The following is an 11,043-nucleotide window of genomic DNA, read 5'->3' on the forward strand; positions in this document are numbered from 1 at the left end:
ATGCCGCACGCCCTGCTGGTCTCCGGCTCGCTCGGCCAGGGGCACGACGTGATGGCCCAGGCCTGCGCCGAAACCCTGCACGAACGCGGCTGGACCACCGGCACCGTGGACGCGATGGCCCTGCTCGGGCACCGCTCGGGCGCCGTCGGCGAGGCGGTCTTCCGTCGGCTGCTCGACCTGCCCGGGGTCTACGACGCCTTCCACTTCTCGGCGCTGCGCCCAGGTGCCCGGATCGCGCTGCTCGCCGACGCGGCGGCCCGCAGCCGGCTCGTCCCGGCGCTGCGCGAGCTGGTCGCCGACCAGCGGCCGCAGCTGGTGGTCTCGGTGTTCGCCACCGCCACCTCGGCGGTCAACCGGCTGCCGCGGCGGGACTTCCGGCACCTCGTGTTCTGCACCGACGTGACGCCGCACCGGCTCTGGGTGCAGGAGGGCACCGACCTGTTCCTGGTCACCTCCGAGGTCGCCGCCTGCGCCGTGCGCCGCTACCTGCCGGACGCCGACGTCGCCGTGGTGCCCGCGCCGCTGCGGCAGCCGTTCTACCGCCCGCCGGACCGGGCCGGGGCCCGGGCCGAGCTCCGCGTGGCACCGGACGCCGAGTGCGTGTTGCTGATGTCCGGCGCCTGGGGGCTCGGGCCGATCGCCCGCACCGCCGCCTCGCTGGCCGCCGCCGGTCCGCACGTGCTCGCGGTGGCCGGGCGCAACCGGGAGCTGGAGCGGCGACTGCGGGCGGCCGCCCGCCGGGAGCCGCGGCTGCACCCCTTCGGCTACACCGACCGGATCCCGGCCCTGATGGCCGCCGCCGACCTGGTCGTCACCAGCTCCGGCGACACCTGCAGCGAGGCCCGGGCACTGGGGCGCCGGCTGCTGCTGCTCGACGTCGTCCAGGGCCACGGCCGGGACAACCTCCAGCACGAGCTGGAGCTCGGCCACGCCGACGTCGCCACCGCGCGCCCAGCCGAGGTGGTCCGCAACGCGCTCGCCGCCCTCGGCCGCCCGGCCCCCGAACCGTCCACCGGCGCCGACCCGAAGGCCTGGCAGAAGGGTTTCGGGGCGGCGCTGGAGCGGGTCGGACTGGGGTAGCCGGGCGCCCCTACCCCGCCTGCACCGCGGTGTTCTGACCGACGTGCAGCAGCCAGCGCCCGTCCTCGTCACGCGACATCAGGTACAGCGGAGTGCCCTCGGAGTCACCCCCGGGCCCGTGGTAGACCTGCCGGACCTTGACGGCCGCCACGTCCGGCCGCAGGAACTGCACGTGCGCGACCTCGTACGTCACCTCGCCGTCCCAGTCCGCCCGGGGCAGCGCCTCCCGGGTGAAGGCGGCGATCGCGTCGAAACCCACCAGCACCCTGCCGTGGGCGGTCGTCCACAGCGAGTCGGGGCGGAAGAGGGCGAGGAAACCGTCGGGGTCCTTGGCCCGTTGCGTGCGCTCGACGACGGCGACGACCTCCCTGATCGCCCGGACCTCCCGGGCCCCGGTCGGTTCGTCGGTGGTCCCGTCGGTGATCCTGCCGGTGGTCCCGTCGGCGGTCCCGTCGGTGATCTCGTTGAAGGTCTTCTCGGTCATGCCGATCACGCTCGCACCTCAAGTCGACTTGAGGTCAAGCCGAGGCCTCGACGAGCGTGCGCCGCAGGAGACGGGCGGCACGGCGTGGTCGCGCAGCGGGCCGAGGGTGAGGGCGTGGGCGCGGCAGTGGGCGGCGATCAGCGGGAGGGCGGCGAGGGTGGCGCGCCAGGAGCCGGGGGCGGAGGTGCAGTCGGAGTCGTGCAGCAGGAGGGTGGCCCCGGCGGTGAGGCCGGGGCGGGCGGTCGCGTAGACGGAGTCGCCGGTGGCCGCGGCCGTCCAGTCGCGGCCCCAGGCGGTCCACAGCACGCTGCGCAGGCCCAGGCGGCGGGCGGCCAGCGCCGGTCCGGCGGTGAGCACGCCGTACGGCGGGCGGTACCAGCGCGGTCGGGCGCCGCACAGGTCGGTCACCGCCTCGGTGGCGCGGCGCAGTTCGCCCAGGTCGCGGCCCGGGGCCGGGTACCACTGCCGCCGGTGGTACCAGCCGTGCACGGCGACCTCGTGGCCGCGCAGCACCAGTTCGCGGCCGAGGGCGGGGGCGCGCTCCAGCATCGCGCCGAGCAGGAAGAAGGTGGCGCGGGCGCCGAGCTCGTCGAGGGCGTCCAGGACGTACGGGGTGCTGCGCGGGTCGGGGCCGTCGTCGAAGGTGAGGGCGAGGTGGCCCGGGGTGGTGCCGTGGCCGGCGGTGCGGCGGGCCAGGGTGCGGCGCAGCGGCGGGAGGCGGACCGCCGCCGGGGCGAGGTGCAGGAACTCCGCGCCCGCCGCGAGGGCGAGCGCGATGGCCGGGGCGGCCCGGGGGCTCACCCGAAGCGGGAGGCCATCCGGCGGAACACACCGGGCGCGACCCCGTGGATCCTGGCCGGGAAGCCGAGCCAGTGCGGGACGAAGAGGCGGTCCCGCTCGGTGGTCATGGTGGCGACGACGGTGTCGGCGACCCGCTCGGCCGAGACCGGGCGCGGGAGTTCGCGCTGGTACGGGGTGCCGCGCCGGTCGAAGAACGGGGTGTCCACCGCGCCGGGCAGGACGAGCCGCACGCCGACCCCGGTACCGCGCAGCTCGTACCAGAGGCTCTCGGCGAACATCGCCAGTCCGCCCTTGGTGGCCGAGTAGCCGGACTCGTCACGCACGCCGACCTGGCCGGCCATCGAGCCGAGCAGCACGATCCGGCCGCGGCGGCGCTCCAGCATGCCGGGCAGCAGGAGGCGGATCAGGCGCAGCGGAGCGGCGAGGTTGACCTCGATCATCCGGTCGAGGGTGTCGGAGGGGGTTTCGGCGAAGGGGCCGCGCCAGCCGAGGCCGGCGCTGGCGACCAGGGCGTCCACCCGGCCGGCGGCGCCGAGCGCGGCTTCGGCGAGGCGGGCGGGGCCGTCCGGTTTGCTCAGGTCCTCGGGCAGGGCGCGTCCGCCGGTGCGTCCGGCGAGGGCGTCGAGGCGGTTGCGGTCGGTGCCCGACAGCAGGGTCTGCCAGCCGGCGTCGGCCAGCCGGGTGGCGGTGGCGAGGCCGATGCCCGAGGAGGCGCCGGTGATCAGCACGACGGGGCGGTCGGTCGACCCTGACCGCCGGGACCGGGACCGGGCTTCCTCAGCCATCGCGGGGTCCTCCGCCATCGCTCACCTGCCGCTCCGTGGGGCGTCCTGCCGTCTGATTTGTCCGGCAAGTCACCTTCGCACGGCAGAGCCGTCCGGGCTACCGGGACGGGCCCGACCACGGCGTCCGCCCCGGGCCTCGGCTCCCTGGTGCGGGGCCGACAGTTCGGCGGACTCGCCCTCCAGCTCGCCGAAGCGGGAGAGCAGGAACGTTCCACCCACCGCCATCGCGAAGCCCGCCAGGGCGCACCAGACGAAGCCGGGGCGCGCGGAATCCCCCAGCGCGACCACCCCCACCAGGGCCGGGCCGAAGGTCTCGGCCACCGTCCCGGCGGCGGTCGCCGCCGTCACGGTGCCGCGCTGCAGGGCGAGGGCGTACGCCAGGTAGCCCCCCAGACCACCCAGTGCCAGGGCGTATGCGGCCGGATCGGTGAACACGGCGGTGAGGCCGGACGCGTCCAGCACCCGCACCGCGAGGCTGGTGATGCCGAAGCCCATCCCCGCCAGCAGGCCCAGCCCGGCCGCGGCGGCGGTGCCGTCCCGGCGGACCAGCACCAGCGTGGCCAGCAGGATCGCGACGGCGGTGGCGAACAGCCCCCAGTGGAAGACCGCCGGGGCGTGCTCCCGGCCCTCCTCGCCGGAGCCGAGCGCCAGCAGGCTGAGACCGACGACGACCGCGACAATTCCCGCGACGTCGCCCCGCCGCAGCCGCGCGCCCAGCAGCCAGACGGCGGCGAGCGCGGTGACGGCGAGGCTGGAGCTGGTGACGGCCTGCACCAGGAACAGCGGCAGGCTGCGCAGGGCGACGATGCTCAGCACGAAGCCGAGGATGTCGAGGACCGTCCCGAGGACGAACTGCCAGGACCGCAGCAGAGCAGCCACCAGGCCTGCCCGCACCCGGTCCGCCCGCGGTGCCGCCCGCGCCCCGCGCGCCTGGGACACCGCGCCGAACCCGAAGCAGACGGTGGCGACCAGCGCGGTGGTGAGTCCCAGCAGCATGCGTCTCCCTCGCGGGGTGCGGCGGTCCGCCATCCAGTCTGGGCCCGGGGTGGCGGGGGCGCACGGGTGGGAGACCGCGGGCCCGCCGGTCCGGGCCCGCCCCTTCGCCGCGCCGGCCCCCATACCGGTCGGTTCCGCCGGAACAGCCGCACTGAGGTGCATCCCGACCAGGGCTCCGTAGCCGCCGCCGGTGTCCGCGCCCCGGCGGAACGGCAGGTCGGGGTGCAGCGGGACCGGAACGGGCACAAGAAAGCTGCGCAGTGACCCCCGAGTGGGTGACAAGGGTACGGCGGTGCGCCGCGACGGCGTCGCCGGTCACACCTCGGCGGTCAGGACCGGACGGCCACTGCCGCGTAGCCGGCGGCGTCGGCGGCGGGCACCGGGGGCTCGTCCGGGTCCGGCCGCCAGTGCGGGAGGGGAACGACGCCGGGGTCCAGGAGGCTCCAGCCGGCGAAGAAGCGGGCGACCTGCGCCCGGGTTCGGGCCTGGAGGGCGGTGCCGGCGGCCTCGTAGACGCCGACGATGCGGCCGACCTCCTCGGGCGCGAAGTCGGGCGTGACGTGGGTCATCACCAGGGCGCTGCCGGGGGCGAGCGCGGACTTCAGGCGTTCGACCAGCTCGTACGCGCCGGCCGCGTCGGGGACGAAGTGGAGCAGGGCGTTGAGGGAGAGCGCGACCGGGCGGTCGAAGTCGATGGTCTCGCGCAGGGCGGGTTCGGCGAGCAGGCCGTCGGGATCGGTGACGTCGGCCTCGACGTACGCGGTGCGGCCCTCGGGGGTGCTGGCGAGCAGTGCCTGGGCGTGGGTCAGCACGATCGGGTCGTTGTCGACGTAGACGACCCGGGCGCGGGGCCGGACGCCCTGGGCGACCTCGTGGAGGTTGGGCGAGGTGGGAATGCCGGTGCCGATGTCGAGGAACTGCTCGATGCCCGTCCGCGCGAGGATGCGGGTCGAGCGGCGCATGAAGGCCCGGTTGGCCCGGGCGGCGTCGCGCACCCAGGAGGCGGAGGCGAGGACGTGGCCGGCGGCCTCGCGGTCGGCGGCGAAGTTGGTGAAGCCGCCGAGGAAGTAGTCGTACATCCGGGCCGAGTGCGGCACGTTCAGCTGCAGGTCGACCCCGTCGTAGCGGCTCATCCGGCTTCCCCCTCTTCCCGCGCGGCCTCGCGGACACCGTCCGATTGGTGCCCACCGCATCCGGGGAGCAATCGTCCCTCCTGGGGGCTCAACCCATGGACCAATCACATGTGATGACAATCTGTATTCGGTGTGCAGCCTGGAGTGACGGGCCTGATGGAATGAGGATGGGCGCGGACAGCCCGACCCTCGGGTGACCCGGCGAGCAGCCGACGGCCACGGAAAGCAGGCTCGATGACGATCGACAGGGGTGCCCCCGTGCGTGGGCACCGCGGAGGGACGGCGGTGGAGGGCACCGGCACGCCCGGACCGGAGCGGACGGCGGTGCAGGTGGAGGCGGTCCCGCGCCTGGACATCACCTACGCCGCGTTCTGTGAGACCCATGAACCCGCGTGGCACGCCCTCGCGTTGACCCGGATAGGCAGCCGGGCCGACGCCCTGCTGGTGGTCGAGGCGGTCAAGGCCGACCTGGCCCGCTGCTGGTCGCAGGTGCTGCGGTTCGAGGAACCGGCCGCGTATGCCTGGCGGTTGGCGAACCGGCACGTCGGAGACTGGGTGGCCGCGGACGAGCCGGTCGAGGTCGAGGCGGTCACCTTCGCCGCCGTGATCGGGGCGTTCAAGCAGGTCGCAGCCGGACTCCTGCAGAGCGAGGCGGACGAGGTGCGGCTGTACGCGGCGATCCTCGAACTGCCGGACCGGCAGCGGGACGTGGTGATCCTGCGCTATCTGCTGGGGCTGCACGCAAAGGTGATCGCGGCCTACCTGGGACGGCCGGTGGCCACGGTGCACTCCAATCTGCGGCACGCCCGGGAGCGGCTGGCACGCCGGCTCGGGGTGCGCGAACTGCCGGACCACGAGGGCGAGTCGTGACGACCGGCCGGGAGGTCGAGCCGGACAGCGGGACGCGCACCGCCGGTGGGGAGCGCACGGTGTTCCGCGTGCCCCGGCGCGAACGCGCCCACGCTGAGCGGATCGCGGTCCTGCGGCAGGCCAGGCTCACCGCCGCCCCGGCCCACCTGCCCTCGGAGCACGAGCAGGCCTCCTTCGAACTGGGCCTGGTGATCGCCCTGGTGCTGGGCGCGCCGTGCGCCTCCCGGGGCCTGGACCTGCTGGTCAACGCGCGCCGGATCCAGCCGGAGGGGGCCGAGGTGTTCGGCGCCCTGTTGTACGCGACCGGCAAGGAGGAGGGCGCCGAGTTCTGGTGGCGCTTCGCCGCCGGCTCGGGCAGCGGGACGGCCGCCTACTGCCTCCACCTGCACCATCTGAAGCTCGGCGAGACCGACGACGCGGACTACTGGCGGGCATGGTCCGAGCAGCTGTCATCGGCCGAACGCCCGCCCGGACCACGGCCGTTGCGGATGAGCCGGCCACTGCTGCCGGAGAACGTCCGACGCGACATCCTCTCCCGCGTGCACCGCGGGCTGGCACCGCAGCTGCCGCCCGCGCTGGTCTCGGTCATCGACCGGCTGCCGCTCCAGGGCGGGGACACGGAGGTGGCCCAGGAGGTCCCGAGCCCGTGGGGGCTCACCTCCGGGACGACCGCGGCCTGTTCCTGGGACCTGCCGTGGGAGTTCGGCGAGACGGGCCGGGGGAGGGAGGAGGACCCGTTGGGGTGAGTGCGACCCGACGCCCCGGCCGTCCCACGTTCAGGTGAGGGCGTCGAGCCGGGCGACGATCTCGGGGTCGCGCCGGTCACCTTGCGGCGGCCCCGGGGCTGCGCTCGGCCGCGGCGATCTGGATCGGGGTCGGAGCGGTGACGGGCGGCAGCTCCTTGCCGGCGGCCAGGGCGTACCAGTCCTGGATCAGCAGGCCGGTGGCGGCGCCGTCGGCGCCCGCGCGGCACACCACGGCGACCAGCCGGAGCAGGTCCGGACCGTCGGCGAGCAGGGTGAACCGGACCCGCGGCACGGCCGTCAGCTCCACCGGAACGGCGACGTCGGCCTCACCCAACCGGGCTGCCAGTGCGTCCAGTTCGCGATCGTCCAGGCCGCCCGACTCGATCACGGTGACGGCGAACCGGCCGTCCCCGTGCACCACCTGACTGTCCGGGAAGCCGTCGGGGCCGAAGCCGGGTGGGAAGGAGGTCCGCAGCGACTCGTGCCGCTCGACCAGCGCGCCCAGCGCGCGCAGACCGGCGGCGAGCGTGGCGCCGGGCGGCACGGGCCAGACCGACCCCTTGTTGATCTGCTCGGGGGCATCGCGCCTGATGCACCGGACCATGTCGTCCTGGCTGCGGGTGAGCGGGCCGGAGCCGCCGGTCGTCGCGGCGAAGCGGACGGTGACCTGCCGACCGGTCCGGGCGGGGTCGTTCGGTGCCGCGTCGTGCGGTGCAGCGTTGTGCGCAGTCACGTCGTACGCGCCTTTCGGCTCGCCGGGAAGGGCTCAGCGGAGGAACGGAGGAGCTGAGGTACGGCCGGACGCTACCAGCGGCCGACGGTGATCGTCCATTTATCCGATGTCAAATCAACTTACTTGCCAGTAAAGGCGATTGGTCCCATCGGCGGTCACCGAGCGGGGCGACGGCGGCCCGGGTGCGGCCCGGGGACGGGTATGTCGCACAGCCCCACCGGACCGGCCGAGCGGTCGCGGGTCGATCAGCAGCAGCGGGGAGGGGCCCGCCGACACCCCCAGCGCCTGGATCAGCCGCCCGCCGTACGCCTTCACACGGGCCTCGCCGCGACACCAGAGCGCGGTGAAGCGCGCCGACCGCTCAGCGGGTTCGGCGGCCTCCGCGACGAAGGCCGACGCCCAGCCGCGCGGCGACCAGCTGCCGGACGGCGCCGCGCGCCCGCGGCGCGGCACCCGGCCGTCTGCACGGCCGGCTCGAACGGTCCGGGCACGGCGCAACTGCGGCCGGACCGTTCATGGCATCCCTAACCCCCCCGGGGGCGGGCACGCGGGACGACAGTGGCGCGCCGCGGCAGTGGTCCAGTCCAACGCCAGCATCCGGGAAGGGCGTTCGCGAAGCACGACGGCCCCACCCGACGATAGAATTCGCTGCATGGGAGAGCGCCCCGGCGCACCCACCGCGCCGCCCCTCGTCCTGGTCACCGACCGCGACTCCAGGCTGATCGACCCGACCCGGGCCTACCACCTGGGTCGCGACCCGACCAGTGAGATCGTGCTGGACGACCCCCGGGTCTCCTGGCACCACGCGGTGCTGCGCACGGCCGAGGGCCACTGGCTGTTGGAGGACGTCGGCAGCACCAACGGCACCTACGACGAGGGCCGCCGGGTCGACCGCGAGGACATCGGCCCGGGCACCAGGCTGCGCTTCGGCGATCCGGCCACCGGCCCGTCCGCGACCTTCGCCGGCCTGCCCGCCCCCGCCGCCGAACCGGCAGCCGCCGAGCACCCGACGCTGCTCGCCCCGCAGAGTTCCAGCGTCTTCCGCAGCCCGAGCGCCGTCCTGGAGCTGCCCGGCCCGACCGTACGGATCGGCCGGGCGCCCGACAACGACCTGGTGCTGGACGACCTGCTGGTCTCCCGGCACCACGCCGAACTGCGCGAGCTGCCGGACGGCCGCCACGAGATCGTCGACCTGGGCAGCCACAACGGCACCTACCTCAACGGCCTCCCGGTGCGGCACTCCCCGATCGGCCCGGCCGACATCGTCGGCATCGGCCACAGCGAGTTCTGCCTGGTCGACGGCCGGTTGGTCGAGTACGACGACACCGGCGAGGTCTCCCTGGACGTCCAGCACCTGGTCGTACGGGTCGGCCCGGACCAGCGGGTGCTGCTGGACGACGTCGGCTTCCCGCTCACCGAGCGGACGCTGCTCGCGGTGGCCGGCCCCAGCGGCGCCGGCAAGTCCACCCTGCTCAACGCGCTCACCGGGCTGCGCCCCGCCGACGAGGGAACCGTGCTGTACGACGGCCGCGACCTGTACCACGACTACGCCGAGCTGCGCCGGCGGATCGGCCTCGTCCCCCAGGACGACATCCTGCACACCCAGCTGACCGTCCACCGCGCCCTGTCCTACGCCGCCGAACTGCGCTTCCCGGGCGACACCGCGGCTGACGAGCGCGAGGGCCGGGTCTCCGAGGTGATCCGTGAACTGGGGCTGGAGGAGCGGGCCGACCAGGTGATCGCCAGCCTCTCCGGCGGCCAGCGCAAGCGGGTCAGCATCGCGCTGGAACTGCTCACCAAGCCCTCGCTGCTCTTCCTCGACGAGCCGACCTCCGGCCTGGACCCGGGCATGGAACGCTCGGTGATGCGGATGCTGCGCGGACTGGCCGACGACGGCCGCACGGTGGTCGTGGTGACTCACAGCGTCCTGAGCCTCAACGTGTGCGACCGCCTGCTGGTGCTCGCCCCCGGCGGCCGGACGGCCTACTACGGGCCGCCGACCGAGGCGCTGGAGTACTTCGGCGAGGAGGAGTGGCCGGAGGCCTTCGAGTCCTTCGAGAGCGACTCCGAGGGGGTCTGCCAGGAGCGGTTCCGCGCCTCGCCGCAGTACCGGCAGTACGTGGCGGCCGAAGCCGCGCACCCGGCGCAGCCACCGGCGGCCTCCGCCCCCGTGATCGGCCGGGAGAAGCCGCAGAGCTGGTTCGCCCAGCTGGGCACCCTGGTGCGCCGGTACGCCGCGGTGCTCGCCGCCGACCGGCTGTTCCTCACCGTGATGGTCGTCCTGCCGTTCCTCATCGGCGCGATGTGCCGGGTGATGGCCGGCTCACGGCTCACCGACGAGAACGCCATCAACTGCCTGCTGACGCTCTGCCTCGGCGGTGTGCTCATCGGCTCGGCCAACGCGGTGCGCGAGGTGGTCAAGGAGCGCGCGATCTACCGGCGGGAACGCGTGGTCGGGCTGTCCAGATCGGCGTACCTGGTCTCGAAGGTGGTGGTGCTCGGCATCGTCACGATCGCCCAGTCCGCGCTGCTGACCGTGGTCGGCCTGGCCGGAGTCACGCTCACCGCACAGCCGCGGCCGAACGCCCCACCGCCGGTGACCAGCGGCGTGCTGATGCCCCAGCTGCCCGAGCTGATCCTCTCGATCGCGCTGCTCGCCTTCACCTCGATGGTGCTCGGCCTGGTGGTCTCCGCGTTCGTCGGCAAGGAGGAGACCACGATGCCGCTGCTGGTGCTCCTCGCGATCGTCCAGGTCGTGTTCAGCGGCCTGATGCTCAAACTGCACGGCGTCCCCGGACTGGAGCAGTTCGCCTGGCTGATCCCGTCCCGGTGGGGCCTGGCCGCCATGGCCCGCACCGTCGACCTGGGCCGGCTCATCGCTCCCAGCCCGATCACCGACGACCCGATGTTCCGCCACGAGCGCACCGGCTGGCTGATCGACATGGCCGCCCTGCTCGCCCTCGCGGTGGCGTACGGGCTGGCGGTGCTCGCCCTGCTGCGACGGCGCGAGCCGACCATCATGCGCAAGTAGACGATCATGCGCGAGTAGCCGCCCCGGCCACCGCCGGTAGAGTGGAAACCGATCCGCGGTGACAGTGCCGTACGCAGCCCCGGCCACCGGCTCAGCCGTCCGCTCAGCCATCGGCTCCGGCCCGCGCGGCGGAGGGAATCCACCCGCCCATGGACGAGTTCGCGTTCCGACCCACCCACGTCGCCCCGCCGGGCGGCATGGCGAGCTGGACGGCCCCGGACCCGGCACGGCCGTCGGCCCGGATCGACCCGCTGCTCCCGGTCCGACTCATCGCCGGGCACGGCGACTGGGCGCAGATCCTCTGCTCCAACGGCTGGACCGCCTGGGTGGACGGCCGGCTGCTGGTCGCGCTGCCCCAGCCGCCGCCCGCCGCGGGCGGCCCGC

Annotated in this window: 10 protein-coding genes and 1 pseudogene; 5 read left to right on the top strand and 6 right to left on the bottom strand. The window is 74.6% G+C overall.

Going from position 1 to position 11,043, the window contains the following annotated elements; all coding sequences use genetic code 11:
• Nucleotides 1–1,080, top strand: a complete 1,080-nt coding sequence (locus HS99_RS16650) for an MGDG synthase family glycosyltransferase (RefSeq protein ID WP_030284537.1) — start codon at nucleotides 1–3, stop codon at nucleotides 1,078–1,080.
• A 10-nt stretch (nucleotides 1,081–1,090) separates the two neighbouring features.
• Here HS99_RS16650 and HS99_RS16655 read toward each other — a convergent pair whose 3' ends face one another.
• From HS99_RS16655 to HS99_RS16675, 5 genes are all read right to left on the bottom strand, one after another.
• A complete protein-coding gene (locus HS99_RS16655; protein ID WP_078938951.1) occupies nucleotides 1,091–1,564 on the bottom strand; it encodes an SgcJ/EcaC family oxidoreductase in 474 nt (157 codons plus the stop codon).
• 18 nt (nucleotides 1,565–1,582) lie between these two features.
• Nucleotides 1,583–2,365, bottom strand: coding sequence for a polysaccharide deacetylase family protein (locus HS99_RS16660; RefSeq protein ID WP_046386718.1), 783 nt, complete (start codon nucleotides 2,363–2,365; stop codon nucleotides 1,583–1,585).
• Nucleotides 2,362–3,150: an SDR family NAD(P)-dependent oxidoreductase gene (locus HS99_RS16665; protein ID WP_050367098.1), complete on the bottom strand. Its 789-nt coding sequence runs from the start codon at nucleotides 3,148–3,150 to the stop codon at nucleotides 2,362–2,364. Before HS99_RS16665 ends, HS99_RS16660 begins: the two co-directional genes overlap by 4 nt.
• Before the next feature lie 69 nt (nucleotides 3,151–3,219).
• Entirely contained in the window at nucleotides 3,220–4,146 is a 927-nt protein-coding gene (locus HS99_RS16670; protein ID WP_052405397.1) for a hypothetical protein, read from the bottom strand.
• A gap of 329 nt (nucleotides 4,147–4,475) precedes the next feature.
• Nucleotides 4,476–5,279 (bottom strand): SAM-dependent methyltransferase, encoded by an 804-nt coding sequence (locus tag HS99_RS16675; protein WP_030284528.1) that lies wholly within the window; start codon nucleotides 5,277–5,279, stop codon nucleotides 4,476–4,478.
• A gap of 234 nt (nucleotides 5,280–5,513) precedes the next feature.
• On the opposite strand from HS99_RS16675, the gene HS99_RS16680 reads away from it, so the two are divergent.
• Both HS99_RS16680 and HS99_RS16685 read left to right on the top strand, forming a co-directional pair.
• Nucleotides 5,514–6,149: an RNA polymerase sigma factor gene (locus tag HS99_RS16680; protein WP_078867330.1), complete on the top strand. Its 636-nt coding sequence runs from the start codon at nucleotides 5,514–5,516 to the stop codon at nucleotides 6,147–6,149.
• Nucleotides 6,146–6,895: a hypothetical protein gene (locus HS99_RS16685; protein ID WP_050366344.1), complete on the top strand. Its 750-nt coding sequence runs from the start codon at nucleotides 6,146–6,148 to the stop codon at nucleotides 6,893–6,895. Before HS99_RS16680 ends, HS99_RS16685 begins: the two co-directional genes overlap by 4 nt.
• Nucleotides 6,896–6,971: 76 nt before the next feature.
• Here the strand turns inward: HS99_RS16685 and HS99_RS16690 are convergent, their stop codons facing one another.
• Complete coding sequence (locus tag HS99_RS16690; protein ID WP_030553065.1) at nucleotides 6,972–7,628, bottom strand: condensation domain-containing protein; 657 nt, start codon at nucleotides 7,626–7,628, stop codon at nucleotides 6,972–6,974.
• A gap of 652 nt (nucleotides 7,629–8,280) precedes the next feature.
• On the opposite strand from HS99_RS16690, the gene HS99_RS16695 reads away from it, so the two are divergent.
• Entirely contained in the window at nucleotides 8,281–10,659 is a 2,379-nt protein-coding gene (locus HS99_RS16695; RefSeq protein ID WP_030284520.1) for an ABC transporter ATP-binding protein/permease, read from the top strand.
• Nucleotides 10,660–10,808: 149 nt separating this feature from the next.
• A pseudogene (locus HS99_RS16700) lies at nucleotides 10,809–11,043 on the top strand (hypothetical protein); the annotation flags it as partial.

The sequence above is a fragment of the Kitasatospora aureofaciens genome, from assembly GCF_001188955.3.
Taxonomy (GTDB): Bacteria; Actinomycetota; Actinomycetes; order Streptomycetales; family Streptomycetaceae; genus Kitasatospora; species Kitasatospora aureofaciens.